Source organism: Amycolatopsis sp. NPDC052450 (assembly GCF_044547565.1).
Taxonomy (GTDB): domain Bacteria; phylum Actinomycetota; class Actinomycetes; order Mycobacteriales; family Pseudonocardiaceae; genus Amycolatopsis.
Map to the genome: position 1 here is coordinate 1 of NZ_JBIUAQ010000028.1, position 18,504 is coordinate 18,504.

The 18,504-nt window shown below is 68.8% G+C and carries 18 protein-coding genes and 1 tRNA gene; 3 read left to right on the forward strand and 16 right to left on the reverse strand.

The window, feature by feature from the left end; genetic code table 11:
- Positions 1-95 precede the first annotated feature (95 nt).
- The 6 genes from glyA to ACIHAO_RS33110 all read right to left on the reverse strand — a co-directional run bounded on the left by glyA (position 96) and on the right by ACIHAO_RS33110 (position 4,885).
- On the reverse strand, positions 96-1,364 hold the full coding sequence (glyA, locus tag ACIHAO_RS33085; protein WP_396564543.1) for a serine hydroxymethyltransferase: 1,269 nt from the start codon (positions 1,362-1,364) through the stop codon (positions 96-98).
- A 111-nt stretch (positions 1,365-1,475) separates the two neighbouring features.
- Positions 1,476-1,889 (reverse strand): hypothetical protein, encoded by a 414-nt coding sequence (locus ACIHAO_RS33090; RefSeq protein ID WP_396564545.1) that lies wholly within the window; start codon positions 1,887-1,889, stop codon positions 1,476-1,478.
- A complete protein-coding gene (locus ACIHAO_RS33095; protein WP_396564547.1) occupies positions 1,886-2,317 on the reverse strand; it encodes an uL11 family ribosomal protein in 432 nt (143 codons plus the stop codon). The genes ACIHAO_RS33090 and ACIHAO_RS33095 overlap by 4 nt, the downstream gene beginning before the upstream one ends.
- A gap of 34 nt (positions 2,318-2,351) precedes the next feature.
- A complete protein-coding gene (locus ACIHAO_RS33100) occupies positions 2,352-2,873 on the reverse strand; it encodes a gamma carbonic anhydrase family protein (protein WP_396564549.1) in 522 nt (173 codons plus the stop codon).
- An 82-nt stretch (positions 2,874-2,955) separates the two neighbouring features.
- Positions 2,956-4,182, reverse strand: coding sequence for a M14 family metallopeptidase (locus ACIHAO_RS33105; RefSeq protein ID WP_396564728.1), 1,227 nt, complete (start codon positions 4,180-4,182; stop codon positions 2,956-2,958).
- A 115-nt stretch (positions 4,183-4,297) separates the two neighbouring features.
- Positions 4,298-4,885 carry a TetR/AcrR family transcriptional regulator gene (locus ACIHAO_RS33110; protein WP_396564551.1) on the reverse strand — a complete coding sequence of 196 codons (588 nt, stop codon included), beginning with the start codon at positions 4,883-4,885 and terminating at the stop codon, positions 4,298-4,300.
- Positions 4,886-5,008: 123 nt separating this feature from the next.
- Here ACIHAO_RS33110 and ACIHAO_RS33115 point away from each other — a divergent pair, with 123 nt between their 5' ends.
- The gene (locus ACIHAO_RS33115) at positions 5,009-5,473 is read left to right on the forward strand and encodes a GreA/GreB family elongation factor (RefSeq protein WP_125786185.1); all 465 of its coding nucleotides are present in this window, start codon (positions 5,009-5,011) and stop codon (positions 5,471-5,473) included.
- An 87-nt stretch (positions 5,474-5,560) separates the two neighbouring features.
- Here ACIHAO_RS33115 and ACIHAO_RS33120 read toward each other — a convergent pair whose 3' ends face one another.
- The 6 genes from ACIHAO_RS33120 to ACIHAO_RS33145 form a co-directional block, all read right to left on the reverse strand.
- A complete protein-coding gene (locus ACIHAO_RS33120; RefSeq protein ID WP_396564553.1) occupies positions 5,561-7,093 on the reverse strand; it encodes a PstS family phosphate ABC transporter substrate-binding protein in 1,533 nt (510 codons plus the stop codon).
- A gap of 72 nt (positions 7,094-7,165) precedes the next feature.
- Positions 7,166-8,653, reverse strand: a complete 1,488-nt coding sequence (locus ACIHAO_RS33125; protein WP_396564555.1) for a flavin-containing monooxygenase — start codon at positions 8,651-8,653, stop codon at positions 7,166-7,168.
- Positions 8,650-9,135 carry an FAD-dependent oxidoreductase gene (locus tag ACIHAO_RS33130; protein ID WP_396564557.1) on the reverse strand — a complete coding sequence of 162 codons (486 nt, stop codon included), beginning with the start codon at positions 9,133-9,135 and terminating at the stop codon, positions 8,650-8,652. Before ACIHAO_RS33130 ends, ACIHAO_RS33125 begins: the two co-directional genes overlap by 4 nt.
- On the reverse strand, positions 9,132-10,061 hold the full coding sequence (locus ACIHAO_RS33135) for a ferritin-like domain-containing protein (protein WP_396564559.1): 930 nt from the start codon (positions 10,059-10,061) through the stop codon (positions 9,132-9,134). The genes ACIHAO_RS33130 and ACIHAO_RS33135 overlap by 4 nt, the downstream gene beginning before the upstream one ends.
- On the reverse strand, positions 10,061-10,873 hold the full coding sequence (locus ACIHAO_RS33140; protein WP_396564561.1) for an SDR family NAD(P)-dependent oxidoreductase: 813 nt from the start codon (positions 10,871-10,873) through the stop codon (positions 10,061-10,063). Before ACIHAO_RS33140 ends, ACIHAO_RS33135 begins: the two co-directional genes overlap by 1 nt.
- Positions 10,870-11,799 (reverse strand): alpha/beta hydrolase, encoded by a 930-nt coding sequence (locus ACIHAO_RS33145; protein WP_396564563.1) that lies wholly within the window; start codon positions 11,797-11,799, stop codon positions 10,870-10,872. Before ACIHAO_RS33145 ends, ACIHAO_RS33140 begins: the two co-directional genes overlap by 4 nt.
- Positions 11,800-11,843: 44 nt before the next feature.
- Here ACIHAO_RS33145 and ACIHAO_RS33150 point away from each other — a divergent pair, with 44 nt between their 5' ends.
- Entirely contained in the window at positions 11,844-12,470 is a 627-nt protein-coding gene (locus tag ACIHAO_RS33150; protein ID WP_396564565.1) for a TetR/AcrR family transcriptional regulator, read from the forward strand.
- Between the two features lie 94 nt (positions 12,471-12,564).
- Here the strand turns inward: ACIHAO_RS33150 and ACIHAO_RS33155 are convergent.
- Positions 12,565-12,638, reverse strand: a tRNA-Thr gene (locus ACIHAO_RS33155).
- 140 nt (positions 12,639-12,778) lie between these two features.
- Between ACIHAO_RS33155 and ACIHAO_RS33160 the strand changes: the two genes are divergently transcribed.
- Entirely contained in the window at positions 12,779-14,485 is a 1,707-nt protein-coding gene (locus ACIHAO_RS33160) for a hypothetical protein (protein WP_396564567.1), read from the forward strand.
- Between the two features lie 358 nt (positions 14,486-14,843).
- Here ACIHAO_RS33160 and ACIHAO_RS33165 read toward each other — a convergent pair whose 3' ends face one another.
- From ACIHAO_RS33165 to ACIHAO_RS33175, 3 genes are all read right to left on the reverse strand, one after another.
- Entirely contained in the window at positions 14,844-15,041 is a 198-nt protein-coding gene (locus tag ACIHAO_RS33165; protein WP_396564569.1) for a hypothetical protein, read from the reverse strand.
- Between the two features lie 192 nt (positions 15,042-15,233).
- Entirely contained in the window at positions 15,234-16,442 is a 1,209-nt protein-coding gene (locus ACIHAO_RS33170) for a DNA polymerase III subunit delta' (RefSeq protein WP_396564571.1), read from the reverse strand.
- Positions 16,439-18,493, reverse strand: coding sequence for a bifunctional MFS transporter/dTMP kinase (locus tag ACIHAO_RS33175; RefSeq protein ID WP_396564573.1), 2,055 nt, complete (start codon positions 18,491-18,493; stop codon positions 16,439-16,441). The genes ACIHAO_RS33170 and ACIHAO_RS33175 overlap by 4 nt, the downstream gene beginning before the upstream one ends.
- Between the last annotated feature and the right edge of the window lie 11 nt (positions 18,494-18,504).

Genomic DNA, 18,504 nt, shown 5'->3' on the forward strand with positions numbered 1-18,504 from the left:
ATCCCCCCCCGCCGGTGTCGCAAACCCCACGTGGGGCAGGCTCGGGGTCGCGAAAGTGGCTTTCGCGACGCACCGACCCCACCCAAGCGCCCGTTCTACGCCGAGTAGCCCGGGATCGGGAACGGCGCCAGGAACTCGCGGATCTCGGCGGCGATGGTGTCCAAAGCGGACTGTTCCTCGCCCGCCGCCGCGGTGATCGTGCGGTCGATCCAGTCCGCGACCTGCGTCTGGTGCTCCGGCTTGAGCCCGCGCGTGGTGATCGCGGAGGTGCCGAGCCGGATGCCGGACGGGTCGAACGGTTTGCGCGGGTCGAACGGCACGGTGTTGTAGTTCAGTTCGATGCCGGCGCGGTCCAGCGCCTGCGCGGCCGGTTTGCCCGGCACGTTCTTGTTCGTCAGGTCGATGAGCAGCAGGTGGTTGTCGGTGCCGCCGGACACGAGGTCGTAGCCGCGTTCCACCAGCGCCTCCGCCAGCGCGCGGGCGTTGGCGACGATCGTGTGCGCGTACTCGGCGAACTCCGGTTTCCGCGCCTCGCCCAGCGCGACGGCGATCGCGGCGGTCGTGTGGTTGTGCGGGCCGCCCTGCAGACCGGGGAACACCGCCTTGTCGACGGCCTTCGCGTGGTCTGCGTCGGAAAGGATCATCGCGCCACGCGGACCGCGCAGGGTCTTGTGCGTGGTCGTGGTGATGACCTGCGCGTGCCCGACCGGCGACGGGTGCGCGCCGCCGGCGACCAGCCCGGCGATATGCGCGATATCGGCGACCAGGACGGCGTCGACCTCGCGGGCGATCTCCGCGAACGCCGGGAAGTCGATGGTGCGCGGGATCGCGGTGCCACCCGCGAAGATCAGCTTCGGCCGGTGCTTCAGCGCCAGTTCGCGCACCTGGTCGAGGTCGACGCGGCCGGTCTCCTTGCGGACGCCGTAGCGGACCGGGGTGAACCACTTGCCGGTCGCGGACACGCTCCAGCCGTGCGTGAGGTGGCCGCCGTCCGGCAGCGCCATGCCGAGGATGGTGTCGCCCGGCTGCGCGAAAGCGAGGTACACCGCCAAATTCGCCGGGGAGCCGGAGTACGGCTGGACGTTCGCGTGGTCGGTGCCGAAGACGGCCTTCGCGCGCTCGATGGCGAGTTTCTCGACCTGGTCGATGAGTTGCTGGCCCTCGTAGTACCGCTTGCCGGCGTAGCCCTCGGAGTACTTGTTGGTGAGGACCGTGCCCGTCGCCTCCAGTACGGCCTGGGAGACGTAGTTCTCGGACGCGATCAGGCGGATCTTGTCGTGCTGGCGTTTCGCCTCGTCCTCGACGAGCCCCGCGATCTGCGGGTCGGCGGCGGCGAGCGCGGAAAGTTCGGGCTGGTGTGTCATCGGACGTACTCCTGCCAGAGACGGCCGGACCCAGGCGCGCGGTACCGGCCTTGTCGTCGCTTCCCGGTGGTGCTCCACCTCAAATGGCGCCAGTCGCTGGTGCGGACAAGCCTAGAGCACGGGCCGGGGCTCGGCGTGCGGACGATGTCCGGCGCACCACCGGCGGCTGCATCCGGCCGTGCGATCACAGAACGCCTGCGCGCAGACGGCGCAGCGTTTGATCCGCCGCCAGCCGCCGAACGCGACGAGTTCCGCCAGCCCGGAGGCGCCCGCGACCAGGTCACCGCAGCCAGGCCACGACGTCACCTGCACGACACGCCAGCCGTTTCCGGCCTCGACCAGCCGGGGCGCGGCACCGGTCCCGGCGAGGATCCGGTTGAGCCTGCCGGCGGCCGCGTGTTCGTCGGGCAACGCCGAGACGACTCCGGCGAGCCACGGATTCCCTTGCGCCAAAAGCCTTTCCGCGACCTCGAGGGCCGGGTCGAGGTCGCGGAAGGGCGGGACGATCACGTGCTTGCGCGTCACGGTTCTTCGATCGCGACGCCCATCGAGCGGGCCGTGCCCGCGATCGTGCGCATGGCCGCGCCGAGGTCGCCGGTGTTGAGGTCGGGCAGTTTCCGTTCGGCGATCCCGCGCAGCTGATCCTGGGTGAGCTTCCCGGCGACCTCATGCCCCGGACGGCCGGATCCCTTGCCGCCCAAGGCTTTCTTGATGAGGAACGACGCGGGCGGCGTCTTCAGCCGGAGTTCGAAGGAGCGGTCTTCGAACACCGACACGACCACCGGGACGATGTCGCCGCGCTGCGAGGCGGTCGCCGCGTCGTAGGCCTTCTTGACCTCGACGAGGTTCACGCCGGTCTGCCCGAGCGTCTTCCCGAGGTCGACCACCGGCGCGTTGCCGGCGGTCAACTCGAGTGTCGCCTGGTGGGTTTTCTTCTTCGACTTCGGTGCCATGCGACCGAAGCTATGGTCTCCAGTTACTGGAGAGTCAATCGATCGGTTTGACGCTCTCCGCGTGCCTGCGCGCCAGCTCCTGGTAGATCGCCGCGTTGTGCTCGACCCAGCCGCGGGCGGTGCCGTCGAGCGGGACGTGCTTCTTCGCCGGGCTGCCCATGGCGACCGTCTCGGGCGGGATGATCATCCCGGGTGTCACCGTGGCACCGGCCGCGACCAGGGCCTTCGCCCCGATCTGCGCCTTGTCGAGCACGGTGGAGCCGTTCCCGATCAGCGCCTGCTCGCCGATCGTGCAGTCGTGCACGAGGCACTGGTGCCCGACGGTGACGTTCTTGCCGACCTCGGTCACGCCGCCGTTGACGTGGATGACCGAGTTGTCCTGGATGTTGGCGCCCTCGCGGATGAGGATCCGCCCGAAGTCGGCGCGCAGCACCGCGCCGTACCAGACGGAAGCGCCCTTCTCGACGACGACGTCACCGATCAGGGTGGCGGTGGGGGCGATCCACGCTTCGGGATCCACCTGGGGACGGAGCCCCTCGAATTCGAACATCGGCATGCCCCGCACCCTATGCCGAAAATCCGTGAAGGCCCCCTTGAGAGACCAGGAGTCCCTCAAGGAGGCCTTCACGGAACGTCGCTCAGCCGATGGCGGTGTTCAGCAGGAGGTCCACGGCCTTGTCGTTACGCGTGGTCTCCCGGACGATCACCTCGTCGGGCGGGTAGAAGCCGGGGTTGGAGCCCCGCGGGTACATCTCGAAGGTGAAGCTCAGGATCTTGTGGGTGCCCCACATCCAGTCGTCGATCGTCCCGTCCGTGATGTACAGGTCGCTCGACTGCTGCGGCGTGTAGCCGTTGGTCGCCGCCAGCTGCCTGCCCAGCGTCTGGAAACGCTGCGCCTCGGCCGCGGTCATCCCCGGCGCGGTGTCGTTGTAGGTGAAGCCGAACGGCCACAGCACGAGCTCCGAATAGGTGTGGAAGTCGATGCTCGCCTTGATCTGCTGGACGCCACCGATCTTGCGCGAGTTCACGAAGTTGGACACGGCCCTGGTCTCCGGCGCGGAGAACGCCGACGGGCCGCGATAGGTCTCGCTGGTCGTCGAACCCGACGAACCGCCGCAGCAGCCCCAGTTGTAGGCCCAGTTGCGGTTGGGGTCGGTGCCGTTGCCCTGGCGGTTCTTGCGCCAGTACTTGTAGCTGCCGCCGGAGATGTCGTACTCCGAGCCGTCCGGGTTGACATTCGGGATCACGTAGATCTCGGTGCTGTCGACGAAGCGTTTGATCGCCGGGTCGGAGGCGTAGCCCTGGGTGAACCGGTTCACGATCCGCAGGCACATCTCGGTGGTGAGGTGCTCACGGGCGTGCTGGTTGCAGGTGAAGAGGACTTCGGGCTCGTTCTCGTCCGTGGCGACGTTGTCGCTGATCTTGAGCATGTTCAGCGCGCGGCCCTGGTACGAGTTGCCGACGCTGCTCAGCCGCGCGATCGAGCCGAAGTTCGACTGGGCGTTGCGCAGTTCGGTCGTGACCTCGGCGTAGTTGTGGAAGCCGGAGTCCGACGGCGGGAAGTCGTTGATCGCGTTGGTGCCGACCTTCTCCGACCTGTCGACGACGCCGCGCTGCTCGACGCGGAAGCCGAGCGAGCGGATCTTCGCCGCGTCACGCGCTTCGCCGATCACCGTGGTCGTGGAGCCGGAGGTGCCGAGGACGTCGATGCCCAGCCGCGAGAGCTGGGTGCGCTGCTGCGCGGTGGCCGTGCCGAAGACCTCGTAGATCTGGACCTGCGCGTCTTCGGCCTGCTGGTCGGCGGTCGCCGGACTCGCGGCGACCGGGATGGTGAACGCCGCGACGGCCGCGATCGCCACGGCCATGCACCGTCTTATGCGCATCGTCGTCTCCTAGCTCTGGGCAAGGGAAGGGGAACCTCACCATGGCCGGAGCGGCAAGACCGAACAATCCGTAACGGTACGGATCTAATGCGTATTTCTACCCGTAGTTCGCGAAACAGAGAGCTTCGATGTCGCCACGCAGTGCGGCGAACGGCCGCCGCCGCACACGCTGCTGGACGATCGCGCCGAGCAGGTAGGACAGCAGGGCCCGTGCCCGCGCCCGCGGGTCTTCGACGTCGAGCGGGGCGAGCAGTTCCGCGAGGAGTTCGGTGATCGACGTCAGCATGACGTCGATGGCCTGCGGATGCTGCGCGCGGCCCGCCGCGATCCAGTATTCGAACCAGAGGAAGGCCGCGTTCGGGCGGCCGGAGAACTCGGCGAGGAAGGCTTCGAGCGCCGCGAAGAGCCGCTCATCCGGGTGATCGTGCTTCGCCGAAATTTTGCGCAAATCGGCCGTGAACGTTGTGATGTGCGCCGCCATCGCGCGGTCGATCAAGACGTCGATGTCCGCGAAGTAGTAATGAATCGCACTCTTCGTGAGCGGTCCGGCCTCCGCGATCGCGCGAACGGTGCAACCCGCGAGCCCGTCCCTCGCGAGCACGACACGCGCCGCTTCGACGATCTGCTCCTGTTTCTGCAGCTGATTGGGGGAGAGCCGCGTGCTGCGGCCGGGAACGGCGGTCACGAAGTTCCTTACACCAAGTAGTCAGGACACGAGCCCTGAAGCTTAGGGCAGGCGTCCTGGCCGATCACAGCGGGTGAAAAATCTAGGTGGCTAGCCGCCGATCTCTAGCGGACAATGCGCGGCATGGTGACCTCAGGGGACAACGGGTTCAGCCCGGCCGCACGACGGCAGCTGGAGAAGGAACTCGCCGATCTGCGTGCGCAGCGCGACGCGATGGCGCCGCTCGTCGGCGAGCAGGAACGAACCGGCGACGCCGCCGATCAGGCGGAGGTGCTCGACCGCGCGGAGGCCGCCGCCTACCTCGACCGGCGCATCGCCGACGTCGCGGCGAAGCTCGAGCACGGCGGCCGGAACAGCAAGGGCCTGCTCCCCGACGGCACCACCGTCACCCTCAAGTTCTCCGACGGCGACGAAGACGAGCTCCACATCGTCACGATCCCCGGCGAGGACGCCGACGCCTCCACGGTCACTTCGGACAGCCCGCTGGGCCTGGCGCTCGTGGGCGCCAAGGAGGGCGACGAGATCAAGTACCGGACGCCGCGCGGCGAGACCAGCGCCACCGTCGTCACCCTGAAGCCGCCTGCCTGACCGCATCGCCGGAATGTCAGGAAAGGGTCGTTCAGGACACTTTTCGTCCTGGACGACCCTTTCCTGACACCTGAGGGACCGCCGCCTTCACGCGCCTGGACGGCACAGCACCGGATTCGCCAGTTCCGCGCACGGCCGGTGCCCGTGTGACCGCACGATGTCCTTGCCGACCTGGTTGGTCAGGTACCGCAGGAAGCTCGCGACGAGCGAGTCCGCCTTCGGCTCACCGAACGTGTACGCGTACTCCGTCTCCCAGAACGGGTACGCCGCGTGGATCGCGCCCTCCAGGGTCGCCTGGTGGCCGTCGATGCGGACCGGCAGGACGTCCTGGCGTTTCGTCGCCGCGCCGAGTTCGCTGTAGCCGAGCGCGCCCGGCACGCGCGACACCGCGTCGAGGACGTCGTTCGTGGACGGCTTCGCGCAGCGCACCACTCCCGGCTGGGCGCCCGGCGCCGGTTTGAGGCAGTCGTCGGAGTTGTCGCCGGGTTCCCGCTTGCCCGCCAGGATCCGCCCCTCGAACGTCCGTCGCGTGCCGGAGTCGGAATGCCGGTCGACGAGCCGGACCGGCCGGTCCTTGCCGCCGATCTCCTTCCAGTTCGCGATCTTGCCGTCGTAGACGTCGCGGATCTGCGCGAGCGACAGGTCCTGGACGCCGGCTTCGGCGTTGATCACGAGCGTGAACAGCGAGAACGCGACCGGACGCGGCAGCAGTTGCGGGTAGCCCTCGCCCTTGGCGCCGTCGGAGAACGCCAGTGTGCCGTCGTTGCCGGCCTGGTTCAGGCTGCCGAGCCCTTCCGCGCTCCCCCTGCTGTCGAAGGCGAACGACGCTCCCGGGCATGTCTTCGTGTACGAGGCCGTCGCCTCCTTCAGCACTGGCGCGAAAGCCGTCGATCCGGTGATCGTGAGCTTCCCGGACGCGCAGTCCAGCGGAGGCGGCTTCTCGTCGAAGACCAGCGAGCGGGTCAGCTGGACGATGCTGAGCACCACGAGGAAGCAGATCAGCGCGAGCACCGAGGTCGTCGGCCCGGTGCGGCTCTTGGTCTCGCGGAGGCTGCCGCCCTTGATCTCGCCGACGACCTGGGGTTCGTCGAAATCGTCGGGCGAGCCGTTGGGGATGCGGTCGAGTACGGCGAGGATCTTGTAGTGCGCGCCACGGTTCAGCGGCACCCTCGGCAGGTCGATCACCCCGGCCGGCCGTTCGGGATTTTCGTCGCGCGCCCCGAAACCGGAGTCGTCGCCGAAACATTCGTGCAGATGCGGCGAGCTGAGCTCGGTCACCACCATCCCGGCCACGGTGCGGCCGGGGAACTTCACGCGGACACCGACCCGGTCGTTCTCGTTGACCGCGTAATCGTCGGTGTCGATGTCGGTGGTGCCGCTGTTCTCGATGCGCAGCAGCACGAACGACGGGTCGACGAGCCGTTCGCCGTTCTCGTGCTGGAGTTGCGCCAGCGCGTCGGCCGAGGGCGCGAACCCGCGTCCGGACGCCGTCGGGGTGTCCATCTGCACGCGGTAGCCGAGCCGTTTGCGGCCGACGAGCGCGAACTCCCAAAGGAACGCGACGGCCGGGACGGCGATCCCGACCACCGCGAGCAGGACATCCCAGGGAAAGCCTTCCAAGACCAGCCTCCAGGTTCGGGGAATCGAACCTATGGCTCATCCCGGGCGGGGACGGCGGACTTCAGCCAGTGTTCACCGGCCGTCCGCGAAGGCGTAGTCGCCGAGGTCGAAGAACCGGCTCGTCACCATGGTTTCCAGCGTGGGCGAGGCACGGAAGGGCACGTCCCCGTTCGCGTCGAAGTAGTAGCTGTTGGCCAGTGCGCAGCTGTCCTGGAAGAACACCTGGTGCTTGCGCCGCTCCAGCATGCTCCGGAAGTACCGGTCGTTGGCCTCGTTCGTGACCTCCACGCGGGTCGCGCCGGTCTTACGCGCGTTGCGCAGGCACCGGATGATGTGCGCGGTCTGCGTCTCGATGAGGTTGAAGTACGAGGAACCGTTGTAGCCGTAGGGCCCGAGGATGGTGAAGAAGTTCGGGAAACCGGGCACGCTGACACCCTGGTAGGCCTGGAACCGGTTCTCCTCCCAGAACTTCTCCAGGTCGGCGCCGCCGGAGCCGCGCACGGTGAAGGCGGGCATGTTGCCCTTCTCGAACACCTTGAACCCGGTCGCCAGCACCAGGACGTCGACCGGATGCTCGGTGCCGTCGACGGTGCGCACGCCGGATCCGGTGGTCGCGTCGATGCTCGTGGTCTCCAGCGTGACGTCGTCCCGGTCGAACGTCTGGAGGTAGTCGTTGGAGAAGCTCGGGCGCTTGCAGCCCAAGGCATAACGCGGGGTGAGCTTGTCGCGGGTCACGGGGTCCTTCACCGCGCGGCGCAGATGCGCGCGCCCGATCCGCTCCCCCGCGCCCGCGGTCGGCAGGAGATTGTGGAAATGCGCGGCCAGCGGGAACGTCACTTCGACCAGCGCCTGGCTGGCCAGCCGGGACACCAGTTTCGCGCCGGGCAGCCGTCGCAGCGCGAGCCGCGCCGTCCACGGCAGGACGGCGTCGGGTTTGGGCAGGCACCAGATCGGCGTGCGCTGGAACACCGTCAGATGGCCCGCTTCCGGCGCGATGGACGGGATGACCTGCACGGCCGAGGCCCCGGTCCCGACGACGGCGACACGTTTGCCGCGCAGCTCGACGCCGTGGTCCCAGCGGGCGGTGTGCATGACCGTGCCCCGGAAGGCGTCGAGCCCGTCGATGTCCGGCGGCTTCGGCTGGGTGAGCACGCCGGTGGCGCCGACGACGAACCGCGCCGTCATCGACCAGCCGTCGGCAGTTTCCAGGCTCCACAAGTGCGTTTCGTCGTCGAAGGCCGCGGAGACGACCTTGCTGCCGAGGCGGGTGCGGCGGCGGATGTCGTACTTGTCGACGCAGTAGTCGGCGTACGCCTTCAGTTCGCGGCCCGGCGCGTAGACCCGCGACCAACCGGAGATCTGCTCGAACGAGAACTGATAGCTGAACGACGGGATGTCGACGGCGACGCCGGGATAGGTGTTCCAATGCCAGGCGCCACCGACGCCGTCGCCTTCCTCCAGCATCAGGAAGTCCTCGAAGCCGGCTTTTTGAAGCAGGATCGCGGCGCCGATCCCGGAGAAACCGCCGCCGATGATCGCGATCTCGTGGTCCGGCGTCATGCGGGAAGTCCTTCCTTGGCGAAAAGCGAACTGGCGCCGAGTACGACGACGTCGGCCTGGTGTTCGATACCTTCGGCGGTACGGATTCCGTGGGGCACGAAGGCGTAGACCGGCCAGGTGACGAGTTTGCAGCCGGGCTTTTTGAGCGCGCCGTAGTAGCCGAGGCCGGGCGCCGTCCGACGCGACCCGAAGTGGCGGTCGGGGGTCAGCAGCCTGCGGATCCACGGGTCTTTCACCTGCCAGCGCAGGAAGACCTTGGCGACGGCGATGCCGAGGAGGTCCGGCCCGGGGACCGGCATCGGCACCACCCAGTCGGGTTCTTCCTGGAACACCTTCACCGCACGCGCGGTGGCCGCCACCTCGGGCACGATCTGCGCCGCCTCACGGCCGGGCGCGACCACGGCGACCCGCTGCCCGGCGAAGTCGCGCCCGAACCATTCGGTACCGCGCAGTACCTCACCACGGAATTCTCCGAGGCTCATGACGCGACCGGTTCGTGGGTGATCTCCTCGGTCCACGACTGCGGCTTTCCCAGCAGCCGCGCGGGGATCAGGCGGGTCATCTTCACCATTGGGTCGGCGAGCAGCCGGTGGTAGACGTGCGAGCGGTCGACGATCATCGCCGCCTGCGCCTTGAGCACGTGGTACGCCGGGATGCGTTTCGTGAACTCGCCGCGGCCGCCGATCGTGGAGAAGCGCTTCACGGCGTTGTACAGCTTCTTCTCCGGCAGGCCCATCGCGACGATGTTGTCCCGCATCTTGTTGATCAGCGGGACGAACACCACGATCAGACCGAGGACGATCTGGGGTTTGAGCGAGCCGACGGATTCGGTGAACAGTTTGGTCGTGGAGCCGGCGCCGATCAGCTCCAAGACCTCGAAGTCGGCCGTGATGTGCCGGGACTCATCGGAGTTGATGTGCCGGAACACCTGGTGGCACACCGGATCGGAGACCTCTTCCAGCAGGAACTTCACCAGTGCGCCGTCCAGCGCGCATTCCAGCAGCGGGATGAGCGTGGCCAGCGCCGTCAGCGGCAGCGTGTCGCCGTAGTCGTCGAGGACTTTGATGGCGAGCTTGACGTTGATGTTCGGCTCGGGCATCGAGCCGTGCTCGTCGAGCATGCCCCAGCGCTTCATCAACGCCAGTTCGGCGTTGGCGTGCTTCTGTTCCTCGGCGTGGAAGTAGCGGTAGATCTCCTGGATGACCGGTGTCGGCGCCTTCTTGGCCAGCGAGGCGAACCCGCGGGCGCCGACGTGCTCGATCCACACGAGATCGGCCATGAACGGCCGCATCTTGGCGCGGAGTTCGTCGGTCATCGTCTCCGCGCCGGGTGCGTCCCAGTCGATGTCGGCCAGCGACCACTGCTTGTCCTTGATGGTCTGGAGCATCGCGTCGAAGTCGTAGGCCATCACTTCTCCTTTTCGGCGGGCAGGAACCGGCCGAGCAGACCGGCGATCCGCGTGTACGGGACGGGCACGAAACGCTTGGCGTGCCAGAGAAGCTGAGCGTCGGGTTGCGGCACCACGTAGAGACGGCCGCGATCGTGGGCGTCGAGGGTCATCCGCGCGACCTTTTCGGCGGAGAAACCGACCACGTCGGAGACCCGCCGCGCGAGGCCGCGCGCCTCGGCGTCGATGAGTTCGCCGTCGAAGATGTTGGTACGCACGAAAGTCGGGCACAGGACGGTGACCGCGACGCCCGTGCCGGACAGCTCCGCGGCCAGCGTCTCCGAAAGACTGACGACCCCGGCCTTGCTCACGTTGTAGGCGGCCATCCTCGGCGCGGCGGTGAAGCCGGCGGCCGAGGCGACGTTGATGACGCCGCCCGCCTTCGCCGCCCGCATGGCGGGGACGAAGGTGTGGCAGCCGTGGATCACACCCCAGAGGTTCACGCCGAGGGTGCGCTGCCAATCCGACAGCGGGCTCTCCCCGACGGGTTTGCCGCCGGCGCCGATCCCGGCGTTGTTGACGACGAGGTCCGGCTCGCGGCCCAGCCAGGAACGCGCCTGGCTCGCGAGCTCGGTGACTTCGTCCACACTGGACACGTCGCAGGCGATGGCGACCGCGTTCTCGAGCGTTTTCGCGGTTTCCTCGGCGGTTTCGAGGTCGATGTCGGCGCAAACGACGCGACTGCCGCGCCGGGCGAGCTCAGCCGCGATCGCCCTCCCGATCCCGCTGCCCGCCCCGGTGACGACGGCGTGCGCTCCGTGGGTCCGTTTCACTGGGCCGCCTTTTCGATCGGTGTCAGATTTTCGGTCAGGAACCGGCAGGCACGCTCCATCGCGGGCCGCGCCTCCGGGACGAAACGGGTCAATGCCTGGAACACGTGCATCTGACCGGGGACCACCTCGAGTTCGCAGTCCGCGCCCGCGCGGCGCAGCGCCCTGGCCAGCTCGATGGCGTCCGCGGCGAGCATTTCGAGGCCGCCGGCCTGGATGATCGTCGGCGGGAAGCCCTTGATGTCGTCGAAGGCGAACCGCAGCCGCTCCGACGTGAGATCGGCGTCCACTGTGTACAGACCGACGAGCCGGGCGGCCGCGGCGGCGGAGATCATCGGGTCCGGGCTCATGCGTTCCCTCTGGGCGGCCAACGAGAACGTCACGTCGAACAACGGCGAGAAGAGGGCCAGCGCGGCAGGCGGATCCCTTCGTTCCCGGATCAGCTGCGCGGCGAGATCGACCGCCAGATGCCCGCCCGCCGAGTCGCCCACGACGAGGATCCGCCGATATCCCTGGTCGAGGAGCCGGTCGTACGCCGCGCGGACGTCGTCGGCGGCGCTCGGGAACCGATGCCGGGGCGCGAGCCGGTACTCGCAGGCGAAGACCGGCAGCCCGGTGCCGTCGGAAACCCGCGTGGTCAGCCCGCGATGCGTGCGCGCCGAGCAGAGCGCGTAGCCGCTGCCATGGATGTAGAGGACAACCGCGTCGCCTTCGGCCACTTCGGGACCGCGCACCCACTCGCCGCCGACGCCGGGCTCGACGCGGCTTCCCTTCAACGACGGCGAAGCCAGCCACAAACTGCTCGCGATGAAAGCGCGGGAGAACGCGACACCCGCCCGGCCGGGCGGGATCGCGTTGGCGATCGGCCGCACGAAAGCGGACGTCAGCGCGGCGGCCAAACCGGGTCGCAGGCCATTCTGCGGTCGCATGCCCTCAGAATGAATCTGAAGGCACCTGCTGTCAAGATGGACACGTGACCGCGTCCCGCCGCTACAGCGGCAAGACCGCCGACGAACGCCGCGCCGAACGACGGCTCGCGCTGCTCGGCGCCGCATTGGACATCTGGCAGGAACAAGGCTGGGCGGCGGTCACCATGCGCGGCGTCTGCGCGCGAGCGAACCTGACCGACCGGTACTTCTACGAGAGCTTCGCGAACCGCGACGCCTTGCTCGCCACCGCCTGGGAACAGGTCCGCGACGAGACCCTGCGAATGGTCCTCGACGCCGTCGCCGCCAGGATCGAGCAACCCGCCCTCGACCAGCTCCGCGCCGCCGTCGACGTCGTCGTGCACCACGTGCAGGCGGAGCCGTCCCGCGCGCAGATCCTGTTCGGCGACCACGCGGGCAGCGCGGTGCTGGAGCAACTGCGGCGGCAGACCGTCCAGGAGACCACCGGCCTGCTGATCGAACTCGCGCGGCCGCACCTGAAGCCGGACGTGGACGGGCTGGAATTCCGCGTCAACGTCCTGCTCGGCATCGGCGGCTTCGTCGAGATCATGCTCGCTTGGCGCTCCGGCCTGCTCGACGCGGACGCGGACACGCTCGTCGACCACCTCACGGGAGTGGGCACTTCGCTGTCGCGGATGTTCCTCAAAGGGTGACACCAACGGGTGAACTTTCGGCGCGGGCTCTTCGCCGGGCCGGAAATGCGTCAGGGCCCCATCCGGAGTGTCCGAATGGGGCCCTGACCTGCGGAGCCGCCTAGGGGAATCGAACCCCTGACCTATTCATTACGAGTGAATCGCTCTGGCCGACTGAGCTAAGGCGGCGGACATCGGGCTCGCACCCGATGACGGAGACAAGTGTAGCGGAGGCTTGAACGTCACCTTCCAGGGCCACCGTCGTTAAGGTCCTATGACGCCGGTCTCAGTCCCCCAAGATCGGCCCATCCCCACTGGAGGACCTGTTCATGCGGCAACGACTGCCCCGTGTGCTGGCGCTTCCGGCCGCCGCGGCCCTGCTTTTGCTGACCGCGGCCCCGGCGACCGCCCAGACGATTCCCACCACGCCGATCCCCGATCCGGCGAATCCGGGACAGCCGCCCATGTCGGCGCCGATCGGCCCGCAGCCGCTGGGCAAGGCCGTCGGTGACGCGGGAGCGGCCCTCGGCGTGCTGCGGCTGCTGCCGAACGCGGTGCCGACGAGCGCCATCCTCCCCGGAGCGGGCGAGATGCTGCCGAAGCAGTCCGCGCTCGAGGCCGGGATGGGGCTTTCCAGCGCGCAGGCCAACTCCGAGGCCTACCTGAGCTACGAAAAGTCGATCGCGCAGTCGTCGCCGTTCGGCCTGTCCGCCGCCGGAAACGCGCCGCAGACGCCGGGCAGCCTCGTGCAGACGGCGTTGCCGGACAACCCCAAGCAGATCAGCGGCGGCCTCAACGCGCCGAAGAACCCGCTGTTCAACCTCGGCCTGCTCAACGGTGAGGCGCACGCGCGCTGGAGCCCGACGCTCGGCCCGTGCGTCGGCACGATCGCCGACTCGAGCACGTCGATCGCGAACCTCGCACTGCTGCCGACCATCCCGAACATCCCGGGCGCCGACCAGCTGTCCCAGGCTCCGGAGCAGCTCACGGCCGGCCTGAAGGCGCTTCCCGGCCCGCTGGCGAACCTCGGCGGCCTGCTTTCGGGGAACAGCACCAGCGCCGACGGCAAGGGCGCCGTGCTGAGCCTGCCGAACACGCTGTCGTCGCGTTCGGTCGTGCGGCTGGTCGACATCCCCGGTTCGAAGAACAAGGCGGTCGAATCGACGTCGACCCTGCAGGCGGCCAGCATCGAACTGCTGAAGGGCACGCCGCTCGGCCTGACGATCAAGGTCGCCAGCCAGCCGACGCTGCGGGTCACCTCGACCGGCGACAAGAAGACGTCGAAGGTCGAGTACACCGCGCCGGTGCTGCAGATCGTCCGCGGCGACAAGGTCCTGTTCACCCTCGACGCGAACAACCCGACCAAGGACATCCCGATCGGCATCCCGCTGCCGTCGCTCAAGCAGGTCCCCGGCTTCGAGCAGCTGAAGAACGTGCCGGTCGTCGGCGGGCTCGCCGAGATGCTGAACGGTGCCACCAAACAGCTTCCGGGCGGCGAGGCCGGGAACGGGCTCACCCTCGACCTCGGGGTGCTGAAGCTGTCGATCGCCGGGCTGAACCAGAAGTCGAGCGACATGACCTCGCCGTTCAAGGGCTTCCAGATGGGTGCCTCCGCGCGGCTGCTGGACCTGCAGATCCTGCCGACGACGGCACTGCAGAAGGCACTCCCGCCGGACGCCGCGAAGAAGCTGCCTTCGTCGCTGGCCCAGGTCTCGCTCGGCGAGCAGATCGCCCGCGCGTACGCGCCGGCCGGCGGTGTCGAATGCGGCACCGTGACCCCGCCGCCCGCGGGCAACAACGGAGGCGCGGCGCCGAAGGGGCCGGTCAAGAACCTGGCCTACACCAACGCGGCCTACGACACGGTGCCGATGTTCTGGTCGGGCACCGCGATGCTGCTGATCGGTGTCGTCCTGGTGGCCGCCATGCCGGGACGGCGCCGGCTCGCTTTGGTCACCGTCTCGGAAGACTCGCCGGGGTCGTCGGGGCCGGGGTCGCCGGGGTTCAAGCCTTCGCCGCGGCCGCGCTCAGGGGACTAGACGGGGCGAGGAGGGTGATGAACGGTCCTTTCACGCCTTGCCCCCGCGTGAGAGGTCCGTTCGTACCTCCCTCTTAGTCGCCCTTTCGGAAGTCAGGGGCCTTCGCCGCTTTGATGCGGTGAAGGCCCCTTTCGCGTCTCGGCCACCGTGTGGATTCTGGTGCGTTGGATGACCAGAAATCCACACAGTCCCCGGTTCGCCGCCTTCGCCACCCTGCTTCGGCCACTTCACCACTTCGCTGCGTTTCGCGGCTTCGCGCGCCTTCGCTCACCTCGCCGCTCTCCCTGCGTTGGCCGCTTCCCCCGCTTCGCCGCTCCGCTCACATCCCCGCTTCGCTCGCTTCACCACTTCGCTCGCTTCACCACTTCGCTGCGTTTCGCGGCTTCTGCTTCGCGCGCCTTCGCCCGCTTCTCCCGCCTTCGCCCACTTCCCCATCCGCGAGCGATGCCCCCAATGTGGCATTGGGGTCACTGAGCGTCTCCAATGCCACATTGGGGGCATCACGGCACGGCACCAGCACCAGCACCGGCACCGGCACCGGCACCGGCACCGGCATCACGCCACCGCCACCGCCCCGAACCCGAAGCCCCTTCACTTACCCACAGCACTTGTCCACAACCATCCCCACCTGTGGACAACTCCCGCGACCAGCCCTTTTCCCCCTCCACCCCCGGTAGACTGGACTCGGGGACGCCCCCCTGGGACGGGCGGGGGGGCTGGGGTAGGCGCGCGAGAGGGAGAGCCGGGGTCAGCCTTGGCGCAGGGTGGTGACCATGGCTTCGACGGCGATTCGTGGTTTCACGTTCAGGTCGATGGCCTCGCGGCATTCCAGGACGGCTTCGAGGCGGCGCAGGATCGAGTCAGGCGCCCAGGCGGAAGCGGCTTGCGTGATTTCCGAGGCGTGGTCGGGATGGTTCAGGGTCGCGCCCGCGCCGCTCGCGGTCACGAGCACGTCCCGGTAGAACGCGGCGAGGTCCACCAGCGCGAGATCGAGAGTGTCCCGCTGCGTACGGGTCGCTCGTGACTTCTGGCGCTTCTCGAGCTGCTTCACAGCGGCTTCGGCGGCTCGTTTCGCCCCGCCGACGCCCTTCCCGATGCCGTCGCCGCCCATCGCGGTGCGGAGTTCGGACCGTTCGGCCTCGTCGCGGACCTTGCTCTCTTCGCCCGCGTCGGCCTCGGCAGCGCTGATCAGCTGGTCGGCGCAGGTGAACACATCGGACGGACGGCGCAGGCCGAGCGGGATCCGCAGCACGGTCGCCCGTCGCTGCCGGGCGGCCTCGTCGGTGGCGAGCCGTCGCGCGCGGCCGACATGTCCACTCGAGACGGACGCGGCCCATCGCGCGCGTTCGGGGTCGATCCCGTCCCGCTCGATCAGCACCTGCGCGATCGCCTCGGGCGGCGGCGTCCGCAACGTGACCAGACGGCACCGCGAGCGGATCGTCACCGACACGTCGTCCGGGTGATCGGAGGGCGCACACAGCAGGAACACCGTGCGCTCCGGCGGCTCCTCGACGGCCTTCAGCAACGCGTTCGACGCGCCTTCGGTCAGCCTGTCGGCGTCCTCGATGACCACCACCTGCCACTTCCCGGTGGTCGGGCGGCGGGCTGCGGCCTGCACCAGAGCGCGCATTTCGGCGACGGAGATCGACAGGCCTTCGGGTGCGACGAGTTTGACGTCCGCGTGCGTGCCGGCGAGCACGGTGCGGCAGCCAGGGCATTCCCCGCATCCCGTGCCGGTGCTGCATTGCAACGCCGCCGCGAAAACCCGCGCGGCCGTCGAGCGCCCCGAACCGGGCGGACCGGTGATCAGCCAGGCGTGCGTCATCGCGCCGGGCGCGACAGGCTGGTTCTCGACGATCCGCGCGGCCGCCGTCGACGCCGAAGAAAGCGTGCGCGCGGCGGGCTCCTGGCCGACGAGCTGCTTCCAGACACCGATCAGCGCAGGGGCTTCCGTCATCTCACCTCGACCTTTTCCTCCGACGGCGCGAGCCCGGCGAGCCTGCCGACGAGCACCGCGCGGATCGCGGTCCGCACGCGGTCACTCACCTCGTCCTCGGTGCCCTCCGCGTCGACCACGACGTACCGGTCCGGGTCGGCGGCGGCCATTTCCGTCAGCAGATGCTGCACCCGCCACTGCGCGTCCAGCGATTCCGACTTCCGCATCACCGTGCCGGGATCGGCGTCGAGCAGGACCGTGATGTCCGGCCGCAGCCGGTTGGTCGCCCAGTCGGCGAGCCCCTCGAGTTCCTGGCTGTCCAGCCCGGCGACCGCGGACAGATGCGCCAGCGGCGAGTCGACGAACCGTTCCATCACCACGACGGAACCCGCGTCGAGCGCCGGCTGGATGTCCCGTTCGACGATGTCCGCCCGCACCGCGGCGGCGGCCAGCGCCTGCGCCCGCGCGCCGGACAGCGAAGCACCGGCGACGAGCTTCGCGAGCCGTTGGTCGTCCAGCGCCGGGTCGGCCGCCAGTACGACCGGACGCGTCCCTCCACCCAGCCATTCGGCCAGCCGCGCGGCCTGCGTTTCGGTGTTGATCGCCCGCGTGCCTTCGAGCGCGATCAGCAGTCCGTTCACCCGGCGCGGGCTGCGGCGCAAGGCGTTGCGGAGGTCGGCGAGGATCGGCTCGGCACGCCTGTCGTCCATCTGCCGGTAGGCGACGATGCCGGCGATCAGCGCGAGGACACCGCCGCCGATCATCACCGGCCGGGTGCCGTCGATCGTGATCGTGCCGCCCCACAGTTCGACCTCGGTCGTCTGGACCGCGCTGATCAGCACCGGCACCAGGATCGTCGAGCCGAACAACACGATCTTCATCAGCGACTGGTAGATCGCGTTGATCCGGCCGCGGATGGAGTCCTCGATCCGCGAACCGATGATCGTGACACCGGTCAGGAACGCCGTCCCGGCCCACACCCCGACGGCGGCGACGGCGACCAGCGAAACGGCGAGATGCGGCGACAGCGCGACGACGATGAGGCACAGGCCCGCGGCGACGATCGAGATCCCGAACAGCCGGTCGTGCGCGAGCCGCCGGGCGAGCTTCGGGGCCACCGCCATCCCGGTGGCGAGCCCGAGGAAGACGGCGAGCACGAGAAGGTTGAACGCCGCGTCACCGGCGAGCAGGCTCGACGAGTACGGCTTGGCCGAACCGATCACCGCGCCACCGGCGGCGAACGCCCCGAACGCGCCGATCATCAACCCGCGGACCAACGGCGTCGTCCGCACGAACCGGGCGCCGTCGGAGATCATCTGGCGGAAGCCGAATTTCTCCTCGTCCGCGGCCTTGACCTTGGGTTTCTCGACCGCGTGGACGTTACGCAGCGAGAGCTCGGGGATCCGGGTGGCGATCACGATCGCGCTGGTCAGGTACAGCAGGCCGGTGATGACGACGGCGACCTTCGCGATGCCGAGCTGGGCGTCGCCCTGGAAGAAGTGGAACGTGGTGTTGCTACCGGTGAGCACGGCGTTCGCGCCGGCCGCGGTGATCACCGCGAGGCCGTAGGTCATCACCATGCCGAGCTGGTTGGCCGTCTCGACCTGGTCCGGGCGGCGCAGCAGGTTCGGCACCGCCGCGTCCTTCGACGGGATCCACATCATCGCGCAGCAGCCGACCAGGAAGTTCCCGACGAAAACCCACCACGGCGTGCCGACGAACGCGATCGACAGCAGGAACCCGCACCGGCCGAGGTCGCAGAGCACCATCACCTTGCGCCGGTCGAACCGGTCGGCGAGCAGCCCGCCGAGCGGGGCGAACAGCAGCCCCGGCAGCAGCGACGTCAGCACGACACCGACGAACGCGAAGTTCTGCGCGGCGTAGTTGTCGGTCAGTTTGGTGACCAGGCCGGTCAGCGTCAGCAGGTTCAGCCAGTCCGCGACGCTGCACAGGTACGAGACACCCCAGATCCGGCGGAACGGCTTGATCGCCAGCACCCGCCGCACGCGGTGCATCGTGGAAGCGTCACGCCCCGCCGAAGAACCAGTGCCCGCTTCGGGCACCGACTGCACGCCCTCGCTGA